Origin of the sequence: Stenotrophomonas sp. Nf1 (assembly GCF_003028475.1) — a bacterium.
Classification (GTDB): domain Bacteria; phylum Pseudomonadota; class Gammaproteobacteria; order Xanthomonadales; family Xanthomonadaceae; genus Stenotrophomonas.
This window is the reverse complement of the sequence record NZ_PYTV01000003.1, coordinates 40,850-66,065: the sequence shown is the minus strand read 5'-3', so window position 1 is coordinate 66,065 and position 25,216 is coordinate 40,850. Positions and strand designations below refer to the sequence as shown.

Here is a 25,216-nt window from a genome sequence, read left to right as displayed (position 1 = left end):
GGTGCCGAACTGGATCGACCGCCTGCGCCGCTGGGCGCTGCCTGCCCTGGCCGCCCTGGCCGTGGCCGGCTGCGCACGCACCGAGCCGGGTACCACCACCGTGCGTTTCTGGGCGATGGGCCGCGAAGCGGAGGTGGTCAGCGAGCTGATCCACGAGTTCGAGGCCGAGAACCCCGGCATCAAGGTGGACGTGCAGAACATCCCGTGGACGGCAGCGCACGAGAAACTGCTGACCGCGTTCGCCGCCGACGGCCTGCCCGATGTCTGCCAGCTCGGCAACACCTGGGTGCCTGAGTTCGCCGAGCTCGATGCGCTGACCCCGTTGCAGCCGTTTGTCGATCACTCGGCGGTGGTTGATGAAAAGGACTATTTCCAGGGCATCTGGGATACCAACGTGATTCACGGTGAGCTGGTGGGCGTGCCGTGGTACGTCGATACGCGCCTGATCTACTACCGCAAGGACCTGCTGGCCAAGGCCGGCTACGATCACCCGCCGCGTACCTGGGCCGAGTGGGGCCAGCAGATGGCGGCGATCAAGCGCATGCAGGGCCCGAACCGCTATGCGGTGCTGATGCCGATCAACGAGTTCGAGCAGCAGCTGTCGCTGGCGCTGCAGCAGCCCGACCCGCTGCTGCGCGACGACGATACCCGTGGCAACTTCGCCAGCCCGGGCTTCCGGCGTACGCTGGCCTTCTACGCCAACATGTTCGAGCAGGGTTGGGCGCCGAAGATGTCCGAGACACAGATCTCCAACGTCTGGGACGAGTTCTTCCGCGGATTCAACGTGTTCTACATTTCCGGCCCCTGGAACATCCGTGAGTTCAAGAAACTGCAGCCGAAGGAACTGGAAGGGCAGTGGGGTACCGCGGCCCTTCCCGGCCCGGATGGCCCCGGTGCCGGCATCGCCGGTGGCACCAGCCTGGTGATCTTCCGCAAGTCGCAGCAGAAGGAAGCGTCGTGGAAGCTGATCGAGTTCCTGTCGCGGCCGGCGATCCAGGCGCGTTTCCATTCGATCATCGGCGACCTGCCGCCGCGCCGCAGCACCTGGAGCGCGCCGTCGCTGGCCAATGATCCGCTGGCTGCGGCGTTCCGTGACCAGCTGGAGCGGGTCAAGCCGACGCCGAAGGTGCTCGAATGGGAGCGCATCGTGCAGGAAATGCGCATCGTCACCGAGAAGGTGGTGCGCGGTGGCCTGGCGCAGGACAAGGCGGTGGAAGAGCTCGACCAGCGCGTGGACAAGGTGCTGGCCAAGCGCCGCTGGATGCATGAACAACAACGCCTGCAGCAGCGCGCACCGTCGTCGCAGTCCAGCAGTGCCGTGGCCGCCGGGAGCGCGCAATGAAACGTACTTCGCTTGCCGGCTGGATCTTCGCCGGCCCCTCGCTGATCGTGCTGGGCGTGTTCTTCGGCCTGCCGGTGGCCTCGGCGCTGGCGCTGAGCGTGACCGACTTCGACCTGTATGCGCTGGCCGACAGCAGCAACCTGCGCTTCGTCGGCCTGGGCAACTACATCGACCTGCTGCAGACGCCGATGTTCTGGAAGTCGCTGTGGAACACTACCTACTTCGTGTTGATCGGCGTGCCGTTGTCGATCGGCGTGTCGCTGGGCGCGGCGATGTTGCTCAACGCCCCGGCGGCGCGCTTCAAGGCGCTGTTCCGCACCGCACTGTTCGCCCCGGTGGTGACCACGCTGGTGGCGGTGGCGGTGATCTGGCGCTACCTGTTCCATACCAGCTACGGCCTGGTGAACTACGGGCTGGGCCATCTGGGCATCAGCCCGATCGACTGGCTGGGTGACCCGAACTGGGCGATGCCGACCATCATGCTGTTCGCGGTATGGAAGAACTTCGGCTACAACATGGTGATCTTCCTGGCCGGCCTGCAGGCGATCCCGCATGACCTGTACGAGGCCGCGCGCATCGACGGCGCCTCGCGCTGGAAGCAGTTCCTGCACATCACCCTGCCGATGCTCGGGCCGGTGCTGCTGGTGGTCGGTGTCATTACCGTGTCCGGCTACTTCCAGCTGTTCGCCGAGCCCTACGTGATGACCCGCGGCGACCCACTGCAGAGCACCGTCAGCGTGCTGTATTTCATGTTCGAGGAAGGCTTCAAGTGGTGGAACCTGGGACGCGCCTCGGCGGTGGCGTTCCTGCTGTTCCTGATCATCCTGGCGGTGACCACCGTGATGCTCCGCTTTGGCCGCAAGAGGCAGTTGGTATGAGTCGTGAAATCGGCCAGTCTCGCTGGTACCCGTGGATGATCAATGGCGCGTTGCTGGTGCTGGCCCTGGTCAGCCTGGCGCCGCTGTTGTGGATGGTCTCGGTCTCGTTCATGCCGCAGGGCGAGGCCAGCCATTTCCCGCCGCCGCTGCTGCCTTCGAGCATCACCACGCACAACTACCATGAGCTGTTCGCGCGTACCGGCATGGGCGGCAACTTCGCCAACAGCCTGCTGGTCTCGCTGGCGATCACCTTCGGCTCGCTGCTGCTCAACACCATGGCCGGCTACGCCTTCGCCAAGCTGAACTTCGTCGGCCGCGAGCGCCTGTTCCAGGTGTTGATGGCGGCGCTGGTGATTCCGGCGCAGGTGGCGATGCTGCCGCTGTTCCTGCTGATGAAGCAGCTGGGTCTGGTCAACAGCTTCGGCGGCGTGATCGTGCCGGCGCTGGCCAGCGTGTTCGGCATCTTCCTGGTGCGCCAGTACGCGCGCTCGATTCCGGACGAGCTGCTGGAAGCGGCGCGCATCGACGGGGCGGGGGAGCTGCGCATCTTCTTCCAGATCGTGCTGCCGATGCTCAAGCCGGTGCTGGTGACCCTGGCGATCTTCACCTTCATGGGCGCATGGAACGATTTCATGTGGCCCTTGATCGTACTGACCGACCAGGAGCACTACACTTTGCCGGTGGCGCTGGCCACCCTCTCGCGCGAGCACATCATGGACGTGGAAATGATGATGGCCGGCGCGGTGGTCACCGTGGTCCCGGTGCTGGCACTGTTCCTGGTGCTGCAGCGGTACTACATCCAAGGTCTGTTGCTGGGGAGCGTCAAGGGATGAAGCGAGTGATCGCCGTTGGACTGGGCCTGTTGTGGACTTCCCTGGCGATCGCCGCACCCCCGGCGCTGCCGGCACCGAAAGTGCTGGACGACTTCGACGATATCGGCGCCTGGAAGCTGGTGCTGTCCGACCAGGTCAGCGGTTCGCTGCGCCCGGTCAGTGGCGCCGGCGGTGGCCGCGCGCTGTGCCTGGACTACGACTTCCATGAGGTCTCCGGTTACGTCGGCATCCGCCGCGCGCTGAACATCCAATACCCGGCCAACTACCGTTTCGGCTTCCAGCTGCGCGGCGATTCGCCGGCCAACGACCTGCAGTTCAAGCTGATCGATGCCAGTGGCGACAACGTCTGGTGGGTCAACCGCCCCGGCTACAGCTTCCCCAAGGCGTGGACGCCGGTCGAGTACCGGCGTCGCCAGATCGACAAGGCGTGGGGCCCGTCGCCGGAGAGGGAGATGGCGCGCAGCGCCGCGGTCGAGTTCACGATCTACAGCAAGGTCGGCGGCCGTGGCACGGTGTGCTTCGACAGGCTGACACTGCAGGGCCTGCCGCCGCAGGACGATTCGGCGCTGGTGCCCTCGGTGATTGCCGATACCGCCACCGCGCTGCAGGACCGCATGATCGACGGCAAGAGCGATACGTTCTGGATCAGCGGCGGGGTCAAGCAGCAGACCATCAGCCTGGACCTGCACAAGAGCCGCGAGATCGGCGGTGCGGTGATCGACTGGCTGCCGAACCTGGAAGCGCGCCGCTACACCGTGCGTACCTCCGAAGATGGCCGCGACTGGCGCACCGTGCGCGAGGTGACCAGCGGTGCCGGCGGCCGTGACTGGCTGGCGCTGCCGGATACCGATGCGCGCTACGTGCGCTTCGATCTGCAGGACGGCCCGAACTGGCGCTACGGCATCCGTGACATCGCACTGAAGCCGCTGGCCTTTGCCGCAACGCCGAATGCCTTCCTGTCCTCGGTGGCGGCAGATCTGCCACGCGGATCATTGCCGCGCGCCTATGTGGGCGAACAACCCTACTGGACCCTGCTCGGCCTCGACGGCGGCCAGGAACAGGCACTGATCAGCGAGGACGGCGCGCTGGAGCCGGCCAAGGGCAGCTTCAGCATCGAGCCGTTCATCCGCCTCGATGGCAAGCTGCTGGACTGGTCCAAGGTCGCCATCACCCAGTCGCTGCAGGACCATTACCTGCCCATCGCCAATGTCGATTGGGTGCATGAAAAGGCCGGGCTGGCGGTGACCAGCTTCGTGCAGGGCACTCCGGAGCGTGCGCAGCTGATCGGCCGCTACCGGTTGAGCAACCCGGACAAGGTGGCGCACGAATACACGCTGGCACTGGCGATCCGCCCGTGGCAGGTCAATCCGCCCACGCAGTTCCTCAACACCGTCGGTGGCTTCAGCCGCATCGATGCGCTGGATGTCGGCGATCAGCTGGTGCGGATCAACGGCGAGCCGCGCGTGTATCCCCTGCAGGTGCCCGACGCACGCTTTGCCAGCACCTTCGATGGCAAGCTCGATGCGATGCACCTGGCCGACGGCAAGTACCCGGCCACCACCGCAGTGAAGGACAGCACCGGCATGGCGTCGGGTGCGTTGCTGTACACCATCAAGCTGGAGCCGGGGCAGAGCCGGGAGGTGGCGGTGGTGCTGCCGCAGACCGGTGGCTGGGCGCCGAAGGCGCTGGACGTGGCCAAGGCGCAGGCACAGGTGGCCGAGCAGTGGCGGCAGAAGCTGGGCGTGGTCTCGCTGCAGGTGCCCGCCGCCGGCCAGGCGCTGGTCGATACCCTGCGCACCGCCGTCGCGCACATGCTGATCTCGCGCGTTGGCCCGCGTCTGCAGCCGGGCACGCGTTCGTATGCGCGCAGCTGGATCCGCGATGGCGCGATGATTTCCGAAGGCCTGCTGCGCATGGGCCGCAGCGACGCGGTGCGTGACTATATCAACTGGTATGCGCCCTATCAGTTCGAGAATGGCAAGGTGCCGTGCTGTGTCGATGCACGTGGCAGCGATCCGGTGCCGGAGAACGACAGCCATGGCGAGCTGATCTACAGCATTGCCGAATATGGGCGCTATACCGGTGACAGCACGTTCGCCGAACTGATGTGGCCGCATGTGCAGGGCGCCTACACCTACATGGAGCAGCTGCGCGCCAGCGAGCGCACGGACGAGAATCGGGCGCGCAACCCGGCCTTCTACGGCATGATGCCGGCCTCGATCAGCCACGAAGGTTATTCGGCCAAGCCGATGCATTCGTACTGGGACAACTTCTGGGCGTTGCGCGGCTACAAGGACGCGGCGCTGCTGGCGGCCCAGCTGGGCAAGGTCGAGGCGATGCAGATGGCCGAATCGCGCGACCAGTTCCGAGATGACCTGCAGGCATCGCTGCTGTCGGCGATGCAGCAGCACCACATCGATTACCTGCCGGGTTCGGCCGAGCTGGGCGATTTCGATGCCACCTCCACCACCATCGCGCTGGCGCCGGGTGGCGAGCAGGGCCGCCTGCCGCAGCAGGCGCTGGAGGCGACCTTCGAGCGTTACTGGAAGGAGTTCGTGGCCCGCCGCGACGGCAAGCGCGAATGGAAGGACTACACCCCGTACGAGTGGCGCAATGTGGCCGCGTTCGTGCGCCTGGGCTGGCGCGATCGTGCCTGGCAGGCCACCGAGTTCTTCTTCAGGGATCGCGCGCCGCAGGCCTGGAACCAGTGGGCAGAAGTGGTCTCGCGCACGCCGCGCAAGCCGTTCTTCGTCGGTGACCTCCCGCATGCCTGGGTGGCGTCGGACTTCGTGCGTTCGGCGCTGGACATGTTCGCCTACAACCGCGACATGGATGATGCACTGGTGCTGGCTGCCGGCGTGCCGACGTCGTGGCTGCAGGGCGAGGGCATCGCCGTGCAGGGCCTGCGCACGCCGCAGGGCCAGCTCAACTACCGCCTGCAGCGCAGCGACAAGCAGCTGGTGCTGGAGGTGCAGCCGGGCCTGCTGCCACCGGTCGGCGGCGTGGTGCTGCCGTGGCCGTACGCCGGTGATCCGGGCGAGGCGACCATCAACGGCGAAGCGGCCGAGTGGATCAACAGGGAGCTGCACGTGCACCAGCTGCCGGCGCGGGTCGAGATCGATGTACCGAGCGCGGTGCGCCGCGCCGAACGCAAGGGGCAGTAACCATGAGGGAGCAGGGGGCGAGGGCGCGCGCATCGGTGTGCGCCCTGGGGCTGGCGATTGCGTTGGCATTGCCGGGCGTTGTGATGGCGGGTGAGCCAGACGCCACGACCGCGGCAACCGAGGTTGCCAGCGCAGCAGGCATGGGCATGGTCACGTTCAACCTGCACCATGACCGCGAAGACTGGCCGAGTCGCCGCCGCACCATCCTGGCCGAGCTCAAGCGCCTGCAACCCGATGCGGTGGCCCTGCAGGAGGTGATCCAGCGCCGCAACGTGCGCAACCAGGCCCAATGGCTGGCCAGCCAGCTGGGCTACCAGTATGTGTTCGTGTCGACCGATCCGGTCGGTGCACCCAAGCGCTACGGCAATGCGTTGCTGACCCGGCGCCCGATCCTGGCGCGCGGCGATCACCTGCTGAAGCCGCTGGACGACTACCGCACGGTGGCGCACCTGCGCATCGACGTCGATGGCGCGCCGGTGAACGTCTATGCCACGCATCTGAACGAGCGCAGCGACGAGAACGGCCAGCGCATCCGCCGCACCCAGGTGGAGGACCTGCTGCGTTTCATCACCGAAACCTCGGCCGGCGCGCCGGTGGTGATCGCTGGCGATTTCAACGCGCTGGTCGATGCCGGGGATCTGAGTGAGCTGCGCAGCCATTACGGCGACAGCTACGGCAGCGTGCACGTCAACACCGATCTGGCCGGCGTCAGCACCTTGAACCGGCACTATTACCAGGCGCCCTCGCGCATTGACCACATCTTCTTCCAGCAGGACGCGATGGTTGCGCGCGAAGCGAAGATCCTGTTCGATCAGCCCGACGACAGCGGCCGCTGGGCGTCGGACCACTACGGCGTCTGGACCCGGTTGCAGTTCGCCCCCAAGCCCTGAGCAACACCCGCTTCGGTAGGTGCCAATCTGGGTTGGCACGAACAACGGTGCCGACCAAGGTCCGCATTTACCACGGCGGTGCCTGTGTCCCCGCTCTGGTAGGTGCCAACCTTGGTTGGCACGAATAACGGCGCCGACCCAGGTCGGCCACCACACCACGGTGCGGCACAAACAGAAACGGCGGGGATCATCGATCCCCGCCGTTTCGTACTACGCGATCAAAGAGCGATCAGTTCGCCGGCGGCGTGCGCTTGGCGGCTTCTTCGTCTTCGTCCGATGCCTGGGCATCAGCGGCCTGGCTGGCCGAATCGGCATGGCCATCGGCCGCCGGGTTGATCGACGGCGTCACCACGGCTTCGGCCACCGGTGCGGCGGCTTCGACCGGCGCGGCTTCGACGGCCACCGGTGCTGCCGGCTGTTCTACGACCGGTGCGGTCTCGACCACCGGGACGGCGTCGACCACCGGCTTTGCTTCCACCACCGGAGCGGTTTCCGCCACCGGAATGACGTCGGCCACGATCGGTGCGGCTTCGGCAACCACCGGCTTGGCTTCAACGACCGGAGCCGCTTCCACCACCGGCGCAGCGTCGACCACCACCGGTGCCGGCGCGGCCACCACGGCGGCCTCCTCGACAACCGGCTTGGCTTCAGCCACCGGAGCGATCGGTGCCGCCGGCTGGGCCGGGGTTGCGGCGTCGATCTGGTCCAGCATGCTGGTCTGCACCGGCTGCGGCGCCGGCTCGGCCTTGATGACCGGTGCCGGTGCTTCGGTCACGACCGGCGCTGCGGCGTCGACCACGGTGCTGCTCACCACCGCAACCGGCGCGGCAACCACGGCGGCGGCAGCACGGGCCGGCTTCTCGGCTTCAACGGTCGCCGGCTCGGCTTCGTCATCGAAATCGAATTCCGGCTGCGAGCGGGTCGGCTGCGCCACGGCAACCGGAGTGGCCTCGGCGCTGCTGTCGGCAACCAGGTCGGTGCTGTCGCTGTCATCACCGTCGTCAGCGTCATCCTGGTCATCGCCCAGGGCATCGCTGCCGGCAGCGTTCTCAGCGCCACCACGACGGCGACGACGGCCACCGCGACGGCCGCGACGGCGGCGGGTCGCGCCTTCGCCAGCCTGCTCGCCTGCGGTGTCGATTGCCGCATCGTCGCCGGACACGGCAACGGCGTCGGCATCAGCGTTGACCGCGGTGTCGGCCACCGGTGCTGCGTCAGCCAGGCTCACTTCGGCCACCGGTGCGGCCGGAGCCGTACCTTCCTGCGCGGTCACCACGTTGGCGGCGACGGCGGTCGCGGCCACTGCGGCGGCGGCGGCCACTGCATCGACCGGCGCCTCGGCGGCGTTGCGCTGCGGCTTGTCGGCCGGCTTGTCGCCGTCCTGCTGCTGCGGACGCGGCTGCTTGGGCTGCTTCAGCTTCGGCTGCTGCTGGTTCTGGCCCTGGCCCTGCTGCTCGTTGCGCGGCTTGTTCTGCTGCGGCTGCTGCTGGCCATCCTTCTGCTGCGGCTCCTTCTGCTTGCCCTGCTGCGGTTGCTGCTGGGCATTGCCGTTGTTGCCGTTGCGGCCGTCCTTGCGCTGCTCGCCGCGGTCCTTGCGGTTGCCGCCGTCCTTCTGCTGCTGCGCGTTGCCATTGCCACCGTTGCCACGATTGTCGTCGCGGCGGTCCTTGCGGTCCTTGTTGCGATCCTTGTTGCGGTCCTTGCGGCCGCCCTCCTGCTGCTGGCGCGCTGCTGGCGCAGCCGCCGCCGGAGCAGGCGCCGCTTCGCCACCGAACACGCGCTTGAGCCAGCCGATCACGCCACCGCTCGGGGCCGCTGCCACCGGTGCTGCGGCGACCGGGGCCGGCGCCGCCTTGGCCGGTTCTGCTTCCTCACGCACCGGGGCGGGCGAGGTGTGCTTGACCTGGGTCACCGCCGGCGGCGGGATGTTCAGCTGGCCCTTGGTCAGGGCATGCACCGGCAGCTTGCGCGGGGTGCCGCGCTGGTAGCTGGGCTTGTTGCTCTCTTCACCCAGCTCGTTCTCGCGCAGGCGGGTCACGGTGTAATGCGGGGTGTGCAGCTGCTCGTCGGCAACGATCACGATCGGCGCTTCGTGACGGCGCTCGATCTCGCGCAGCGCACTGCGCTTCTCGTTCAACAGGTAGTTGGCGATCTCCACCGGGGCCTGCACCAGCACCTGCCCGGTGTTTTCCTTCATCGCGTGCTCTTCGGCAACGCGGATGATCGACAGCGACAGCGACTCGACGCTGCGCATGCGGCCGTGGCCGTCGCAGCGCGGGCAGACGATCTGGCTGGATTCGCCCAGGCTCGGGCGCAGGCGCTGGCGGCTCATTTCCAGCAGGCCGAAGCGCGAGATGCGGCCGACCTGCACGCGTGCACGGTCGTACTTCAGCGCGTTGGCCAGGCGGTTCTCGACCTCGCGCTGGTGCTTGTTGGAGGCCATGTCGATGAAGTCGATCACCACCAGGCCGCCCAGGTCACGCAGGCGCAGCTGGCGGGCCACTTCTTCGGCCGCTTCCAGGTTGGTCTGGAACGCGGTGTCCTCGATGTCGCTGCCCTTGGTGGCGCGCGAGGAGTTCACGTCGACGGCGGTCAGCGCTTCGGTCTGGTCCACCACGATCGAGCCGCCCGACGGCAGGCGCACGTTGCGCTCGTAGGCGCCTTCGATCTGCGATTCGATCTGGAAGCGGTTGAACAGCGGGATGTCGTCCTTGTAATGCTTGAGCTTGCGCAGAGTCTGCGGCATCACCTGCTGCATGAACTCGCGGGCGTGCTCGTACATCTCCTCGGTGTCCACCAGGATTTCGCCGATGTCGGCGCGCAGGTAGTCACGCAGGGCGCGCACGATCAGGCGCGATTCCTGGTAGATCAGGAACGGGGCCGGCTTGCTCAGCGCGGCGTCGGCGATGGCGCGCCAGACGTTGAGCAGGTAGTCCAGATCCCACTGCAGCTCTTCGGCATCGCGGCCGACGCCGGCGGTGCGGATGATCACGCCCATGTCGTCGGGGATGTTCAGCTTGTCCAGCGCGTCCTTCAGGGCGGCACGGTCTTCGCCCTCGATGCGACGGGATACACCGCCGGCGCTGGGCGAGTTCGGCATCAGCACCATGTAGCGGCCGGCCAGCGAGATGAACGTGGTCAGGGCAGCGCCCTTGTTGCCACGCTCTTCCTTGTCGACCTGGACGACGATCTCCTGGCCTTCCTTGAGCAGCTCGCGGATGCCGGCCTTGTTGTGGTCGACACCGGCCTGGAAGTAGTCGCGGGAGATTTCCTTCAGCGGCAGGAAGCCATGGCGGCCACCACCGTATTCGACGAAGGCCGCTTCCAGCGAGGGCTCGATGCGGAAGATCCGGCCCTTGTAGATGTTGGACTTCTTCTGTTCCTTCGACGGCTGTTCGATGTCGATGTCATACAACGACTGGCCATCCACGATGGCAACACGCAGCTCTTCAGCCTGCGTGGCGTTGATCAGCATTCGCTTCATTGTTGCGTTCCTCGCAAGCGGCTACCGCGCGGAACGCCATGGGGTTTCGCCTCTGGACACGGCTCGCCGCCCATTCGCGCAAGCGCGGGGAGGGCGGCTTGGGTTTCCAGCGCTACGACACCACGGCAGGCCGCGGGAGCGCTTCACTCTTATGGGTTTTGGGGTGTTGCAGGGCCGCAGGCAGCTGTCAGCCAGGCTGGAGCGCCACGCGGGACATGTTCAGCACGGTTGCGTGTCAGGCATCCGGCGATGGCCGGGAAGGCCGGTGAGCCGCTAACATGGCCGCCCCGCGGGCGGTGGTCGCGCACTGTGCCGGATTCGTCGGAAGCTGGGCTTCTGGCCCTGAGTAACTTCCAACGAAATCAATCCCTTATCTCGCCCCCCGAGTGTAACAGAATAAACAGCCAGATGACTGCCTCAGACCCCACCAAGCCCGCCGGCGACAAGCCTTCCGTGCGCATGATCACCGTTCCCGAGGACCGTGCCGGCCAGCGCCTGGACAATTTCCTGCTTGGCCAGCTCAAGGGCGCCCCGCGCAGCCTGGTCTACAAGCTGGTACGCAGCGGCCAGGTCCGCGTGAATGGCGGCCGCGCCAAGGCCGAACGCAAGCTGGAGGCGGGCGATGAGGTGCGTGTGCCGCCGGTCCGTCTCACGGAAGAAGGAGACAAGGCGGGTCCGCCCGAGGCGTTCATGCGCCGGCTGGAGCAGGCCATCGTTTTCGAAGACGCGCGCCTGCTGGCCCTGAACAAGCCCACCGGCGTGGCCAGCCACGGCGGCAGCGGCATCAGCTTCGGTGCCATCGAGACGCTGCGGGCGCTGCGTCCGGGCCAGACCCTGGAGCTGGTCCACCGGTTGGATCGCGACACCTCGGGCCTGCTGATCGTGGCCAAGAAGCGCTCGGCGCTGAGCGAGCTGCAGGCCCTGCTGCGTGAAGACCACGGCGCCGGCATCCGCAAGCGCTACCTGACCCTGCTGGCCGGGCGCATGCCCGACGGCGTGATGACGGTGGATGCGCCGCTGCACGTGGGCCTGCGCCAGGGCGGCGAGCGCCATGTGCAGGTCAACGCGATCGGCAAGGAATCGATCAGCCACTTCCGGGTGCTGGAGCGCCGCGGTGGTCATTCCTATTGCGAAGTACGCATCGAGACCGGTCGCACCCACCAGATCCGCGTGCATGCCCAGCATCTGGGGCATCCGGTGGCCGGTGACGACAAGTACGGCGATCCGGCAGTCAACAAGCGGCTTCGTGAGCAGATCGGGCTGAAGCGCCTGTTCCTGCATGCGGCCTCGCTGGAGTTCGCGCTGGACGCGGGCAAGAGCCCGTATGTGCTGAACGCGCCGCTGGCCGATGAGCTGGTCGAGGCGCTGGACCGGCTGAAGTAGAGTCGAGCTTGCTCGACTGGCTTTCCGCGTGACCCGACCGAAGGGCCGTCGAGCAAGCTCGACGCTACCCGGGGGCGGTAGATCCACGCCATGCGTGGATGTGCCTTACCGGCCCCTCACCACTTGAACAGCACCAGGCTGATCGCCAGCGTGCCCATGCCGGCCACCAGCCCGTACACGGTCTCGTGGCCCTTGGCATAGCGCTTGGCCGCTGGCAGCAGCTCATCCAGCGCCAGGAACACCATCACGCCGGCAATCAGCCCGAACACCCAGCCGAAGGTGGCGTGCGACAGCGATCCGGACAGCAGCCAGTAGCCCAGTGCCGCGCCCACCGGCTCGGCCAGGCCGGACAGCAGGCTGGCGCTGAACGCATAGAACTTGTTCTGGGTGGCGAAGTACACCGGCACCGCGATCGCGATGCCCTCGGGAATGTTGTGGATGGCGATGGCGAAGGCCAGCGGCATGCCCACCGACGGGCTTTCCAGCGTGGCGAAGAAGGTCGCCAGGCCTTCCGGGAAATTGTGCGCGGTGATCGCAATCGAGGTCAGCAGGGCGACGCGCTTCAGGTACTCGCGGCTGTTCTCGCGGAACGCGGGGTCCTGCTTGTCCAGGCTGTCATGCGGATTGGGAATGAAGTGGTCGATCAGCACGATCGCCACTACGCCAAGCAGGAACGCCAGGGTGCCGTAGGTGAAGCCGGTGCGCTCGCCATAGGCCAGCGCGAACGATGCAATGGACTTGTTGAGGATTTCCGACAGCGACACATAGACCATCGCGCCACCGGCGAAGGCCAGGCCGAAGGCCAGCAGGCGCGGGTTGGGCCGGCGCGAGAACAGCACCATCAGGCTGCCGATGGCGGTCGCCAGGCCGGCCGCGAGGGTGACCGCCAGCGCGATCCAGATGTTTTCGGGGGGAATCTGCAGCATCTACCGACGCGGTCCTGTTGACAGACAACCGCCCCGGACAGGGCCGGGGCGGCGAGGGCGAGGCGGGCGTCGGCTGGCCTCGTCGGAGTGCGCGATCAGCCGCCGCGGCGCAGGCGCTCTTCAATCGCGAAGCACTGGTCCGGCTTCGGCTGCGGCGGATTGAAGCTGACCGGCACCTGGATGGTGGCCGGCACCGGCTGGCCGTTACGGGTGGCGGCATTGAACTGCCAGCCCTGCACCGCGGTCCTGGCCAGCTCGTCCAGCTGCGGATTGCCGGCGCCGGTCAGCAGCGCAACCTCGCTGGGCTTGCCGTCGGTGCCGATGGTCACCTTGAACGTGCTGGTGCCGCCCACGCCCATGCAGGCCAGTTCGAGCGGGTACTGCGGCGGCGGCGTCTTCACTGCGGCCACTTCGGTCGGCGGCGGCGGTGGCGGTGCCGGCGGTTCGGACGGGCCACAGCCGGCCAGGCCGGTCGCAGCGATCAGGGACAGGCTCAGCAAACGTACGTTCATGGCAGTTGCTCCGTCAGGGCCGAAGTCTTTGCCGCGCAGATGAAGTCGTTCTCGCTCAGGCCGCCCACGTCGTGGGTGGAATAGCGCACGACGGCGCGGTCGTAGTGCACGCCCAGGTCCGGGTGGTGGTCCTCGTGGTGGGCGATCCAGGCCAGCGCGTTCACGAAGGCCATCGTTTCGTAATAGTTCTTGAACCGGAAGGTGCGCACCAGCGCCTGGCCGGCCTCGGCCAGCTCCCAGCCCGGCACCTGCGGCAGCAGTTCGGCCAGGCGGGCCTCGCCCAGCTTGTGGTCGCTGCCCTTTCGCGGCACGCAGTGCGCCTGTGCCAGCGGAATCAGGTCGGACATGGGTTCCTCCACCTCGTGTTGACTGAACAATGCGCCGGACGGTGTATAAACCGAATGAGCGGCCGACGCTGACTTGGCTAGAATAGCCTGATGATCCAGATCTCCGACACTGCCCAGACCCACTTCCGCAAGCTGATCGAACGCGAGGGCGTGCCCGGCATGGGCGTGCGCTTGAGTGCCGTCGATCCCGGTACGCCGCGCGCCGACGCCCGGCTGGAGTTCGCCGAGCCGACCGACCTGCTTGGCGACGAGTGGGCGGTGGACTGCGATGGCTTCACCCTCTATGTCGATGCCGGCAGCGTCGGCTGGCTCGACGGCGCCGAGATCGATATCGTCGCCGGCAGCGCCGGCACCCAGCAGCTGACCATCAAGGCGCCGCGCATCAAGGGCGAAGCGCCCGGCGATGCGGCCTCGCTGGTCGAGCGCGTGCACTGGGTGGTGGAAAACGAAATCAATCCGCAGTTGGCGTCGCATGGCGGCAAGGTGGCTGTGCAGGAAGTCTCGGCCGAAGGCGTGGTGCTGCTGCGCTTCGGTGGCGGCTGCCAGGGCTGTGGCATGGCCGACGTGACCCTCAAGCAGGGCATCGAAAAGACCCTGATGGGACGCGTGCCGGGCGTGACCGCTGTGCGCGACGCGACCGACCACGACAGCGGCCACGCGCCGTACATTCCGCGCGGCAACGCCGCCTGATCGCCGACGCGTGCCTCTGACCCGGGCCGAGCAACTCATCGACCTGCTGCTGGCGCGCCAGCAGCCAGGGGCCATCCTCGAAAAGACCACGCGCCTGCCGTATGGCTGGGCGCTGTGGCTGCGCTCATTGGGTCCGCTGCCCAGGCCATTGCACGCCCGTGAGGTGATCGCGGTGCTGCTGCCGCGGCCGCTGCCGGGCCCGCCGGGCCGGCTGCCGCGTTTGTCGCCCTGGCAGGCCCTGCGCCGCCTGTTCTGGCAGGACTGGGATGCCGCGCCGCGGGACCAGCGCTGGATGCGCTGGACCTCCGCGCTGGCCAGTGCGCTGCTGCATCTGCTGTTCTTCGTTCTGCTGCTGTGGGTGGCGGTGATCCGCACCACGGCGCCGGACGAAGAGGGCGCCGAGGGCGAGCGCGTGCAGGTTGAGTTCGTCGGCCGCGCCAGCCAGGAAGGCGGCGGCGATCAGCCCGGCGCTGAAGCGGCTGCGGCCGCGCCGGCCGGTCAGGTTGCGGCGGGCCGTAACGGGGGCGCGGCGACCGCGCCCGAGCCGCGTCCGGCCGCTGCAGCGGCGCCTGCGCCCGCGCCAGCAGCGGCACCCACCGCCAGCCAGCCCGCGCCGCCTGCCACTGCCGAACCCGCGCCGCTGGCAGCTCCACCGCCCTCGCCGGTGCAGGCCACCACCGTGGCCGAGGCCAGCAGCGATTTCGTGGTGCCTCCGGTCAGCGTGCCACGTACCGAGGTCAGCATCGTGCCGCGCGACGCCACGCCGGCGGTGCGCGAGCGCAGCGTGCAGCCGGTGCAGGCGCCGCCCACCCCGACACCGCTGCGGGCGCCGGAGGTCGCGGTGCGCGCGCCGCAGGTGCGTGAGATCCAGGTGCAGGAACGCGAGGTCAGCGCGGTGGATGCGCCGGTCGCACCGCAGCCGCTGCGCGCGGCCGATGTGCAGGTGCGCGTGCCGCAGCGCGACGTGCAGGTGCGCGAACGTGAGGTACAGGCAGTGGTCGATCCGCAGGTGCGGATGGCGGACGTGGCCGGCCGCGCGCCGGCAGTGCGTGCGCCGGCAGGTCGCGAGGTGCAGGTGCGCGAGCGCGCCGTCGCGTCGGCGCCGGCAGCGTCGCCTTCCACCTCCAGTGGCAGTGCGCCGGCCGCGACGCCGACGGCCAGCGGCAGTGCGGCGCAGGCCAGCAGCCGGACATCGGCAGCGTCGGTGCCCAGCACCGCACCCGGCCAGGCCGGCGCGCGCCCTGCGCCCACGCCGGGCAACTGGGCCACCCCCGCCAAGGGCGATGACTGGGGCGCGTCCAGCCGCAACCGTGATGGCGCCAGCAGCGGTGCCCGCCAGGCCAGCAGCGCCGGCAAGGGTGATGGCCTGTTCAATGCCGATGGCAGCGTACGTGTACCGGGGCAGGACGGTGAGGGTCATGCCGAGCGCGGCGCGCCGGGCGGTGCCAATGATGGCTGGAGCCGGGAGCGCATCGCCCAGTCGGGCACGTGGTTGAAGCGGCCGCCGTACGACTACACGCCCACCTCGTTCGACAAATACTGGGTGCCGCAGGAGTCGCTGCTGGCCGAGTGGGTGCGCAAGGGCATCCAGACGATGGAGATCCCGCTGCCGGGCACCAGCACGCGGATTTCCTGTGTGATCTCGATCCTGCAGGCCGGTGGCGGTTGCGGCCTGAGTGATCCGAACATGCAGGACCAGCCGGCCGTGGCGCGGCCGCCGCCGGACATCCCGTTCAAGAAGGAACTGCAGGAAGACAACGGAAGCCGCTAGCGGTTGCCGTTGTCCACGCCTGTTTCCATCGCGGGGTGAGGTCGTCGTGCAGGCGCGCCTGGGTAGATGCCAACCTTGGTTGGCATGAGCGCCGACCAAGGTCGGCCTCTACCAGGGCACGTGCGCCGACCAAGGTCGGCCTCTACCAGGGCGTTGCGCCTACGCGCTCTGCGACAGGAACACCCAGAACGGCACATCGCGGCCGACCCAGTCGCGGCTGGCTTCATCCATCACGTCCAGCAGGGTGTCGAATTCTTTCTGCGTAGTGGCCCGCATTGCGTCCACATCGGCCAGGAACAACGCATAGCCGTTGGCCGGCAGCCACTGCAGGTCGCGCAGGTTGTCCGACAAGGCATCCCAGTTGCCGCCGAAGCCGGCCGGGAAATCCAGCTGCGCGGCCAGCCGGGCCAGCAAGGTGCGCTTGTCCGTCACGCCTTCCAGATCGATGCGGATCACTTTCAGGCCGGCATCGCGCATCGCTGCGGCAAGCGCGCCGATGTCCTCGCTGTCGATGGCGTAGACGCCGGCATTGTTGATGTCATGCAGGCCGAGGCCGAAATCATCATGGCTCATCACTGCGCTCCCTGGGCCGGTACGGTGAAGCTGCGGAATGACGCGTAGTGGTCATCGGTGTAGTACCACGCCTCCGGCGGATCGCCGCCGGTGACGATGCGGCGTGTGCCACGGGTGCGCGCGCCGGGCGTATCGACGGTGTATTCGCGGTAGTAGCCGCGCGCACGCTGCGGCAGCTGCTGCTCGCGGTTGCCGAAGGTGCTGCCATCCTGGCGGTGCGGGAACGGACCGCCGCGCTGGATCAGGGCGATGGTCTGCCGTGCTTCGGCGGGCAGGAACGCCGGCAGCCCGCTGGCGTCGCCGGTACTGCGCGCCGCCGGTGCACGCGCGGCGGGCGTGCCCTGCAGGTCCGGTGCGAACTGCGGCGCCGGTGGCCGTTGCATGAAGTGGTTGACGACCAGGCCGAGCAGCAGCAGGGCGATGGCGGTGATCAGCAGCCGGGGGTTGCGCATGGGCGGGGGCAGGTGAGGGTGATGCACGCACTGTAGCGCCTGTGCGCTGCACGGTGCATGAGGAGGGCGGTGCGTCACTGCTGCGTAACAATTGCCGGGATGCTCACCGGCAGGACGCAATTTCCTTTACATCCCCCTTGGTAATCTGGCGGTCTGTCCCCATCATTCACCGCGCACCGCCCGACACCGTCGGGTGCCCTCGCAATCAGGAGATGCATCATGGCCTACACCCTGCCCAAGCTGTCCTACGCCTACGACGCGCTGGAACCGCATATCGATGCGGCGACGATGGAAATCCATCACACCAAGCATCACCAGACCTACATCAACAACGTCAACGCGGCGCTGGAAGGCACCGAGTACGCTGACCTGCCGGTCGAAGAACTGGTGAAGAAGCTCAAGTCGCTGCCGGAGAACCTGCAGGGCCCGGTGCGCAACAACGGTGGTGGCCACGCCAACCACTCGCTGTTCTGGACGGTGATGGCGCCGAACGCCGGCGGCAACCCGGTGGGCGACGTGGCCAAGGCCATCGACAAGGACCTGGGCGGCTTCGACAAGTTCAAGGATGCTTTCACCAAGGCCGCCCTGACCCGCTTCGGCAGTGGCTGGGCCTGGCTGAGCGTCACCCCGGACAAGAAGGTCGTGGTCGAAAGCACCGGCAACCAGGACAGCCCGTTGATGGAAGGCAACACCCCCATCCTCGGCCTGGATGTGTGGGAGCACGCGTACTACCTGAAGTACCAGAACCGTCGCCCGGAATACATCGGCGCGTTCTTCAACGTCATCGACTGGAACGAAGTCGAGCGCCGTTACCAGGAAGCGATCGCCTGATCTGCGTCACTGGATGAAATGAAAAGGCCGGGGGAGACCCCGGCCTTTTTGTTGCAGCAGTCATTGGGTAGTGCCGGCCGCTGGCCGGCATCCGTGTGGTGCCGGGGGAGCCGGCCAGCGGCCGGCACTACCTATTCCGTGGTGGCCGTATCGCCCTGCAGGCGCAGGGTTGCCATCACCCCCAGGCGCAGGCCGGGCAGGTCACCGTCGGCCGGCAGCAGGATCGGCTGCTGGCGGATGCCGCCGAAGTGCTTGACCTGGAACAGCACGTCCAGGCCGTGGCCACTGGCGCCGCCACCACTGGCCGCAGGCGCTTCGGGACGGCCGCCGGGATTGCGCCGGGCCGGCTGGAAGCCGGGCGTGCTGCGCACCAGTTCCACCGTGGTTGCCGAGAAATCACCGGCGATCAGGCTGGGCATGCCTTCGGCCGTGGCCCCGATCCAGGTCATCAGGTCGCTGGTCTGATGCTGACGGGCGGCCGCCTCGTCCGGGTCCGGGCGCAGCCGCGCCACGTAGATGTTCACCAGCGCCTGGCCCAGCTTCAGGCGCATCATGCCGGCCGCGCTGAAGGTGCCCGGTGGATGCAGCAGGGTGACTCCGTCTTCGCTGACCGGCAACCGGGTCAGCATCGCGTTGCCATGCCGCAGCGACTGGCTGGGTGGGTCGGCGGTAACGAAGTCGCAGCTGTAGCGCAGCCGGCTGGCCAGCCAGCAGGCCGGGTTGCGGCCCTGCTGCTGCAGCACCTGCTGCACCGAGATCACGTCCGGCTGCAGTTCGGTGAGCAGCTGCGCGACCTGCTCGCGGCGCAGCTTCCATTGCGCGTCGTCGCGGCTGGGCAGTTCCAGTGCGGCCACCGTCAGCTGGCGGGGCTCGGCATCAGTGGTGGCACTGGCTGGCGCCTGTGGCCGCGCCTGCGCCTGCAACGCCAGCACCAGCGCAAGGCAGCTGAGCAGGAGGCGGGCGTGGGTGAGGGGGCGCATAACGATAAGTTTACGCTTTTGTCGTGCAGGTGCCGTGACTTCCGGCAGGGTCGGGGTCGCCTGCCATGGATTGCCACCGTTGTCATGCAGCCCTGCAGCGTGCCTCGCAAGCCCGGGTTCCGGTAATCTTGCGCCTTTCGCTTTGCAGGAATGCCTTACAGGATGAGCCACGACGCAGTCGCCCCCATCGCCGGCCAGGGAAAGATGCCGCGCCAGATCCCGTACATCATCGGCAATGAGGCCTGCGAACGGTTCAGCTTCTACGGGATGCGCAACATCCTGGTGCAGTTCCTGATCACCTCGCTGCTGCTGCAGGAAATCACAGCCGAAGGCCGTGCCGGTGAAGCCAAGGACATCATGCACAGCTTCATGATCGGCGTGTATTTCTTCCCGCTGCTCGGTGGCTGGCTGGCCGACAAGTTCTTCGGCAAGTACCACACCATCCTCTGGTTCAGCCTGGTCTACTGTGCCGGCCATCTGTGCCTGGCGCTGTTCGAGAACAGCCGCGAAGGCTTCTTCCTCGGCCTGGGCCTGATCGCGCTCGGCGCCGGTGGCATCAAGCCGCTGGTGGCTTCGTTCATGGGCGACCAGTTCGACCAGAGCAACAAGCACCTGGCCAAGATCGTCTTCGACGCCTTCTACTGGATCATCAACTTCGGCTCGCTGTTCGCCTCGCTGCTGATTCCGCTGGTGCTGAAGAACTGGGGCCCGCAGTGGGCGTTCGGCATCCCGGGCATCCTGATGTTCGTGGCCACCTTTGTGTTCTGGCTGGGCCGCAAGCGCTATGTGCTGGTGCCGCTGCCGCCGAAGGATCCGCATTCGTTCGCCAACGTGGTGCGCACCGCGCTGACTGCACGCGTGGCCGGCCAGGGCCGTCCTGGCCTGGTGATCGCCGCGCTCGGCCTGGTGCTGGCGGTGGCCTCGTTCGGCCTGGTCGGTTCGCTGGGCATCGTGATCTGCCTGTGCCTGGCGCTGGTGGCCATCCTGGCCGGCATCGGCGGTGGCACCTGGCTGCAGCTGGACCGCGCCCGCGGCCAGCATCCGGCCGAGGCGGTCGAAGGCGTGCGCTCGGTGCTGCGCGTGCTGGTGATCTTCGCGCTGACCACGCCGTTCTTCTCGCTGTTCGACCAGAAGGCCTCGACCTGGGTGCTGCAGGGCCAGCAGATGCAGATGCCGAGCTGGTTCACCGCTTCGCAGATGCAGGCGTTGAACCCGCTGCTGGTGATGATCCTGATCCCGTTCAACAACCTGGTGCTGTACCCGGCCCTGCGCCGCTTCGGCTTCGAGCCGACCGCGCTGCGCCGCATGACCGCCGGCATCGCCTTCAGCGGCCTGGCCTGGATCGTGGTCGGTGGCATCCAGGTGATCATGGATGGCGGCAACGCCATGTCGATCTTCTGGCAGATGCTGCCGTATGCGCTGCTGACCTTCGGTGAGGTGCTGGTCTCGGCCACCGGCCTGGAGTTCGCCTACAGCCAGGCGCCGCAGGCGATGAAGGGCGTGGTGATGAGCTTCTGGAACCTGACCACCACCATCGGCAACCTGTGGGTGCTGCTGTCCAACGCGGCGGTGCGCAACGATGCGGTGACCCACCAGATTGCCGGCACCGGGCTCAGCGAGGCCGCCTTCCTGATGTTCTTCTTCGCCGGCTTTGCCTTCATCGCGGCGTTGGCGTTCGGTTGGTATGCAAAACGCTATCGTATGGTCGACAACTACCGCAGCGCCTGAGCCTGAGATGACCCCTGTCAATCTGCTGTTGATCGCCATCACCGCCATCCTGTCCTGGATGGCGTTCAACAACCGCAAGCTGGCCGACCGGCTGATCCTGTGGCCGCCGGCCATCGACCGTCACCGCCAGTACGACCGGCTGGTGACCTATGGCTTCATCCATGCCGACTGGTCGCACCTGATCTTCAACATGATCACCCTGTTCTTCTTCGGGGGATTCATCGAGAGCGTGATGGTGCAGCTGACCGGCAGCTACCTGACCTACCCGGCGTTCTACATCGGCGCGCTGCTGGTCTCGATCCTGCCCAGCTACCTGAAGAACCAGAAGAACCCGAACTACCTCAGCCTGGGTGCGTCCGGTGCGGTGTCGGCGGTGCTGTTCGCCTTCATCCTGATCAAGCCGTGGTCGATCATCCTGGTGTTCTTCATCCCGGCACCGGCGATCATCTACGCCGCGTTCTATGTCGGCTACAGCATCTGGATGGACAAGCGTGGCGGTGACCGCATCAACCACAGTGCGCACCTGGCCGGCGCGGCGTTCGGCGTGATCTTCATGCTGGCCATGCAGCCGAGCATCTTCAGCCACTTCCTGCGCGAACTGTCCAACCCGACCTTCCGCCTCGGCGGCGGTTGAGGGGCTGGGGTCGGATCCGCTGGATCCGACCCCGGGGCAGGGGCCTGGTTGCGGGTCAGGCCCGGGTCTGCTGGCCGTAGGTGTCCAGCAGGCGTGCGAACACTTCCTCGCCGATGCGCTGGAAATCCTGGTCTTCGGTCTGCCCTTCCACTGCCAGTTGCAGCAGCCCCTCGAGCAGGGCGTGGTCGGTGTCCGAATGGGTGTCGCTGGGGTGCATGAAAGCCTCCGCGGGGTGCACGTGATCAACGTTCGCAAGGGCCGTGCCAGCCAAGGCAGACCCCTCCACAGGCGATAGCGGCCGCCCAGGCTCCAGCTTGAGGGTCGAAAAGTGACGTGAACGGACTGGACTTGCCCCTGTTCAGGCTTCACGCGATCATGGCGCCCGGCTGCGCACCATCCACGCAGTCGCCGCAGGAGACAGTTCCATGGCTTCGGTCACGCCCCCCGGTCTGGCCTACGAGGTCGAGCACGACCTGGCCAACCATCGCTTCACCGCTCGTGTGCGAGGACAGCTGGCGGTACTGGACTACCAGATCAAGCGCAGGCGCATGGTCATCACCCACACCGAAGTGCCCGAGCCGATCGCCGGCCGTGGCATTGCCGGTGAGTTGACCCGCGTCGCGCTGCGTTTTGCCCGCGAACAGAAGTACAAGGTGGTGCCGGCGTGTTCCTATGCCGAAGCCTTCCTGCAGCGGCACGAGGAGTACCACGACCTGCTGGTGGGCTGAGCGCCAGCGGGCCACGCTTCAGCCAGGGCAGGCGATGATGGACAAACATGAACAGGGGATTTCGATGAAGATTGGAAACAACCGGCCACTGCACGGCAGCGTGCTGGCCGGCGTGGTGGGTGTGCTGGTGCTGGCCGGGTGCCAGCGTCAGGGCGAACCGGCACCGGCGACCGATGCGGCTCCGGCCGCCGAAACCGCTGCGGTCGATCCGGCACCGGCCGCGGAAGCGCCGCTGGATCTGCGCGACGTGATCGAGAACAACGAGCGTGAGGTGGTGGGTATCAGCTACCCGGCCGGCATCGATCGCTACCCGGGGCTGGCGCGCGCGCTGCAGGGCTATGCCACCAGTGCACGCAGCGACCTGCAGCAGGCGCTGGATGGGTTGGGCAATGACAAGCCGACCATGCCCTACGAACTGTCGCTGAGCTTTGAGAAGCTGCTGGAAACCCCGCAGCTGGTGGTGGTCAGCGCCGATGGCAGCCGCTATACCGGTGGCGCCCACGGCGAGCCGCTGGTGGCGCGCTTCGTGTGGCTGCCGCAGCAGCAGCAGATGCTCAGTGCCGAGAAGCTGGTGCCCGATGCCAAGGGCTGGAAGGCGATCAGTGATTTCGTCGCCGAGCAGCTGCGCGAGCGCGTGGCCACCCGCCTCAGTGGCGAAGACATGGACCCGGCCCAGCTGCAGGAATCGCTGCGCAATGCCTCGCGCATGATCGCCGACGGGACCGGCCCGCAGGCCGATAATTTCAGCCAGTTCCAGCCGCTGACCGACGACAAGGGGCAGATCACCGCGCTGCGCTTTGTGTTCCCGCCGTACCAGGTGGGTCCATACTCGGACGGCACCCAGACCGCTGACGTACCGGCGGCGGTGGTGTTGCCGCACGTGGCCAAGGACTACGTGGAGCTGTTCGCACGCGGTTGATCGCAGTGGAGGACGTGGGGTGGATACAGGGTTGCAGGAGCGGGTCGCCGGCCTGCTGCACGAAGCCGGGGTCCGCATCGGCGGCACCCAGCCACAGGACATCCAGGTGCATGACCCGCGCTTCTTCGCGCGGGTCATGGCACACGGCTCGCTCGGCCTCGGCGAGAGCTACATGGACGGTTGGTGGGATGCCACCGTCCTGGATGAATTCCTTGTCCACCTGATGCAGGCGCATCTGGACGAACGGGTGCATGGTTGGCGCGAAGTGGCCGATGCGCTGAAAGCGCGGCTGTTCAACCTGCAGACCGGGCAGGGCAGCTACGAGGTCGGCCGGCGCCACTACGATCTTGGCAATGATCTCTACCAGGCCATGCTCGGCCAGCGCCTGGTGTACAGCTGTGGCTACTGGCGCAGTGCCGGCGATCTGGACGCCGCGCAGGAGGCCAAGCTCGACCTGGTCTGCCGCAAGCTGGGGCTGCGCCCGGGCCAGCGCGTGCTGGACATCGGCTGTGGCTGGGGCGAAGCGCTGAAGTTCGCGGCCGAGCGCTATGGCGTCAGCGCTGTCGGCGTGACCATCTCGCAGGAGCAGGCCGACTTCGCCCGCGAGCTGTGTGCCGGCCTGCCGATCGAGATCCGCCTGCAGGACTACCGCGAACTGGACGAGCCGTTCGATGCGATCTTCTCGATCGGCATGTTCGAGCATGTCGGCGACAAGAACTACGCCAGCTTCTTCGAGGTGGCCCGGCGCTGCCTGTCGCCGCGTGGCCTGCTGCTGCTGCACACCATCGGCACCAACATCTCCCGGCACCGCACCGATCCGTGGATCGCGCGCTACATCTTCCCCAATTCGATGCTGCCTTCGGCGCTGCAGATCAGCAAGGCGTTCGAAGGACGCTTCGTGCTGGAGGACTGGCACAACTTCGGCACCGACTACGATCTGACCCTGCAGGCCTGGCGGCGGAATGTGGAGGCGGCCTGGCCGCAGCTGGATGCCCGTTATGACGAGCATTTCCGGCGCATGTGGCGGTTCTACCTGGCCGGATCGATGGCGACCTTCCGCTGCCGGCACGCGCAGCTGTGGCAGCTGGTGCTGTCGCCGGAAGGCGTGCCGGGCGGGTACGTCGCGCCGCGCTGAGGTGGCGCCGAGCCAGGGGCAGATCGGGCCAGATATGACGTGCATTGACGTCAGTGGCGGGTGTTACGCGTTCGGCGCCCCGCATGGGTGTCCTCGACGCTAAGCTGCCGGGTCGGCGGGATCACCGCATTCCTGAAGGCGTTGCAGTATGGGTTGGGACATCACCTACCATCCAATCGCGGATTCGGAGATCCGTGACATCTATTTTCGTGCGCTGGAGGACGCGACTCTGGTCAATGCGTTGCAGCAGCAGTTCCGGATCGAGCCGTTCTACATGGCGCAGCTGCAGGAACGCATCGACGAGGCTCGCTCGATCAGTACAGAAGTGCCTTTCGAGAAGGGGCACGCTTTGTACCTGGCGATCGTGGCCGGTCACCTGCGCCGGCATCACTATCTTCGCGGGAGCGCCCTCTCGTTCTTCATCGACGATCCGGTGGTTGCCCGCTATTTCGCGGACTGGCGGCAACTGGTGCCGCCGCAGTGGGCAGACGCAGCAGGCGGCAGCCATCTGACGGAAAACTATGCCGGGGGCATCTTCATCACCCTTGCCCAGTTGCGGAGAATGCGCGCCGACTACGAGGTCGATGGCGACCTGCGCGCCCGGCTGGATGAACTGTTCTCGGAGGGACGGCTGGCGGTGTTCTGGGCGGTGGTTGACGATGCCATCGCCAAGGGATGCGGATTGCTGGAGGCAAGCGAGGTGGTCGAGCCGAATCCGATGGACCTCAACGCATCGACCAGCATGAGCAATCTGCTCAACTGCGCCCCGGAAGGTGCGTTGCTGTACGCGGAGGCCGCCGCAGCGCAGCTGGCGCAGTTCATGGCGGAAACCCAGGATCCGGTCACGGCCGATACGGCTCCGGCAGCGGCCACGCAGAAGCGATGGTGGGAACGCGTGTTCCGGCGCTGAAGCGCATCCACGCCATGCGTGGATGGGGTCAGATCCCGTTTCGTGGAAATGGGCTCTGACCCCATCCAACAAAAAAACCGCCCGGTCTCCCGGGCGGTTTTCGTTT

At 67.1% G+C, this 25,216-nt stretch carries 23 protein-coding genes; 15 read left to right on the top strand and 8 right to left on the bottom strand.

The window, feature by feature from the left end:
- The first annotated feature begins 1 nt into the window (after position 1).
- The 5 genes from C9412_RS06790 to C9412_RS06770 are packed head-to-tail and all read left to right on the top strand — an operon-like array spanning position 2 to position 7,107.
- A complete protein-coding gene (locus C9412_RS06790) occupies positions 2-1,342 on the top strand; it encodes a sugar ABC transporter substrate-binding protein (RefSeq protein ID WP_107230940.1) in 1,341 nt (446 codons plus the stop codon).
- Complete coding sequence (locus C9412_RS06785) at positions 1,339-2,220, top strand: sugar ABC transporter permease (protein WP_005410323.1); 882 nt, start codon at positions 1,339-1,341, stop codon at positions 2,218-2,220. Before C9412_RS06790 ends, C9412_RS06785 begins: the two co-directional genes overlap by 4 nt.
- Positions 2,217-3,053, top strand: a complete 837-nt coding sequence (locus C9412_RS06780; protein WP_057495576.1) for a carbohydrate ABC transporter permease — start codon at positions 2,217-2,219, stop codon at positions 3,051-3,053. The genes C9412_RS06785 and C9412_RS06780 overlap by 4 nt, the downstream gene beginning before the upstream one ends.
- Complete coding sequence (locus C9412_RS06775; RefSeq protein WP_107230939.1) at positions 3,050-6,217, top strand: discoidin domain-containing protein; 3,168 nt, start codon at positions 3,050-3,052, stop codon at positions 6,215-6,217. The genes C9412_RS06780 and C9412_RS06775 overlap by 4 nt, the downstream gene beginning before the upstream one ends.
- 2 nt (positions 6,218-6,219) lie before the next feature.
- The gene (locus C9412_RS06770; protein WP_107230938.1) at positions 6,220-7,107 is read left to right on the top strand and encodes an endonuclease/exonuclease/phosphatase family protein; all 888 of its coding nucleotides are present in this window, start codon (positions 6,220-6,222) and stop codon (positions 7,105-7,107) included.
- 229 nt (positions 7,108-7,336) lie between these two features.
- Here C9412_RS06770 and rne read toward each other — a convergent pair whose 3' ends face one another.
- Entirely contained in the window at positions 7,337-10,591 is a 3,255-nt protein-coding gene (rne, locus tag C9412_RS06765; protein ID WP_107230937.1) for a ribonuclease E, read from the bottom strand.
- A 408-nt stretch (positions 10,592-10,999) separates the two neighbouring features.
- Here rne and C9412_RS06760 point away from each other — a divergent pair, with 408 nt between their 5' ends.
- Positions 11,000-11,974, top strand: coding sequence for an RluA family pseudouridine synthase (locus C9412_RS06760; protein ID WP_107230936.1), 975 nt, complete (start codon positions 11,000-11,002; stop codon positions 11,972-11,974).
- A 116-nt stretch (positions 11,975-12,090) separates the two neighbouring features.
- Here the strand turns inward: C9412_RS06760 and zupT are convergent, their stop codons facing one another.
- The 3 genes from zupT to C9412_RS06745 form a co-directional block, all read right to left on the bottom strand.
- Positions 12,091-12,900 (bottom strand): zinc transporter ZupT, encoded by an 810-nt coding sequence (gene zupT, locus C9412_RS06755; RefSeq protein ID WP_107230935.1) that lies wholly within the window; start codon positions 12,898-12,900, stop codon positions 12,091-12,093.
- 95 nt (positions 12,901-12,995) lie between these two features.
- Positions 12,996-13,412 (bottom strand): energy transducer TonB, encoded by a 417-nt coding sequence (locus C9412_RS06750; RefSeq protein ID WP_107230934.1) that lies wholly within the window; start codon positions 13,410-13,412, stop codon positions 12,996-12,998.
- Entirely contained in the window at positions 13,409-13,759 is a 351-nt protein-coding gene (locus C9412_RS06745; RefSeq protein ID WP_107230933.1) for a 4a-hydroxytetrahydrobiopterin dehydratase, read from the bottom strand. Before C9412_RS06745 ends, C9412_RS06750 begins: the two co-directional genes overlap by 4 nt.
- A gap of 90 nt (positions 13,760-13,849) precedes the next feature.
- Between C9412_RS06745 and C9412_RS06740 the strand changes: the two genes are divergently transcribed.
- Both C9412_RS06740 and C9412_RS06735 read left to right on the top strand, forming a co-directional pair.
- Positions 13,850-14,449, top strand: coding sequence for an NfuA family Fe-S biogenesis protein (locus tag C9412_RS06740; RefSeq protein WP_005410314.1), 600 nt, complete (start codon positions 13,850-13,852; stop codon positions 14,447-14,449).
- 10 nt (positions 14,450-14,459) lie between these two features.
- A complete protein-coding gene (locus tag C9412_RS06735; RefSeq protein ID WP_107230932.1) occupies positions 14,460-16,220 on the top strand; it encodes a hypothetical protein in 1,761 nt (586 codons plus the stop codon).
- A 159-nt stretch (positions 16,221-16,379) separates the two neighbouring features.
- Here C9412_RS06735 and C9412_RS06730 read toward each other — a convergent pair whose 3' ends face one another.
- Both C9412_RS06730 and C9412_RS06725 read right to left on the bottom strand, forming a co-directional pair.
- The gene (locus C9412_RS06730; protein ID WP_107230931.1) at positions 16,380-16,793 is read right to left on the bottom strand and encodes a barstar family protein; all 414 of its coding nucleotides are present in this window, start codon (positions 16,791-16,793) and stop codon (positions 16,380-16,382) included.
- Entirely contained in the window at positions 16,793-17,245 is a 453-nt protein-coding gene (locus C9412_RS06725; protein ID WP_107230930.1) for a ribonuclease domain-containing protein, read from the bottom strand. Before C9412_RS06725 ends, C9412_RS06730 begins: the two co-directional genes overlap by 1 nt.
- 219 nt (positions 17,246-17,464) lie before the next feature.
- On the opposite strand from C9412_RS06725, the gene C9412_RS06720 reads away from it, so the two are divergent.
- Positions 17,465-18,076 (top strand): superoxide dismutase, encoded by a 612-nt coding sequence (locus tag C9412_RS06720; RefSeq protein WP_005410310.1) that lies wholly within the window; start codon positions 17,465-17,467, stop codon positions 18,074-18,076.
- Between the two features lie 131 nt (positions 18,077-18,207).
- On the opposite strand, the gene C9412_RS06715 is transcribed toward C9412_RS06720, so the two are convergent.
- The gene (locus tag C9412_RS06715) at positions 18,208-19,056 is read right to left on the bottom strand and encodes an endonuclease/exonuclease/phosphatase family protein (protein ID WP_107230929.1); all 849 of its coding nucleotides are present in this window, start codon (positions 19,054-19,056) and stop codon (positions 18,208-18,210) included.
- 162 nt (positions 19,057-19,218) lie between these two features.
- Here C9412_RS06715 and C9412_RS06710 point away from each other — a divergent pair, with 162 nt between their 5' ends.
- Positions 19,219-20,784: an oligopeptide:H+ symporter gene (locus tag C9412_RS06710; RefSeq protein ID WP_107230928.1), complete on the top strand. Its 1,566-nt coding sequence runs from the start codon at positions 19,219-19,221 to the stop codon at positions 20,782-20,784.
- Between the two features lie 7 nt (positions 20,785-20,791).
- The gene (locus C9412_RS06705; RefSeq protein ID WP_107230927.1) at positions 20,792-21,418 is read left to right on the top strand and encodes a rhomboid family intramembrane serine protease; all 627 of its coding nucleotides are present in this window, start codon (positions 20,792-20,794) and stop codon (positions 21,416-21,418) included.
- A gap of 55 nt (positions 21,419-21,473) precedes the next feature.
- On the opposite strand, the gene C9412_RS20680 is transcribed toward C9412_RS06705, so the two are convergent.
- Complete coding sequence (locus C9412_RS20680; RefSeq protein ID WP_181358714.1) at positions 21,474-21,635, bottom strand: hypothetical protein; 162 nt, start codon at positions 21,633-21,635, stop codon at positions 21,474-21,476.
- A 208-nt stretch (positions 21,636-21,843) separates the two neighbouring features.
- On the opposite strand from C9412_RS20680, the gene C9412_RS06700 reads away from it, so the two are divergent.
- The 4 genes from C9412_RS06700 (at position 21,844) to C9412_RS06685 (ending at position 25,110) form a co-directional block, all read left to right on the top strand.
- Positions 21,844-22,146 carry a GNAT family N-acetyltransferase gene (locus C9412_RS06700; protein ID WP_006455911.1) on the top strand — a complete coding sequence of 101 codons (303 nt, stop codon included), beginning with the start codon at positions 21,844-21,846 and terminating at the stop codon, positions 22,144-22,146.
- 37 nt (positions 22,147-22,183) lie between these two features.
- A complete protein-coding gene (locus C9412_RS06695; protein ID WP_107231253.1) occupies positions 22,184-23,065 on the top strand; it encodes a DUF3298 and DUF4163 domain-containing protein in 882 nt (293 codons plus the stop codon).
- A gap of 19 nt (positions 23,066-23,084) precedes the next feature.
- Complete coding sequence (cfa, locus tag C9412_RS06690) at positions 23,085-24,200, top strand: cyclopropane fatty acyl phospholipid synthase (protein ID WP_107230926.1); 1,116 nt, start codon at positions 23,085-23,087, stop codon at positions 24,198-24,200.
- Positions 24,201-24,348: 148 nt separating this feature from the next.
- Positions 24,349-25,110 carry a hypothetical protein gene (locus C9412_RS06685; RefSeq protein WP_107230925.1) on the top strand — a complete coding sequence of 254 codons (762 nt, stop codon included), beginning with the start codon at positions 24,349-24,351 and terminating at the stop codon, positions 25,108-25,110.
- Positions 25,111-25,216 lie beyond the last annotated feature (106 nt).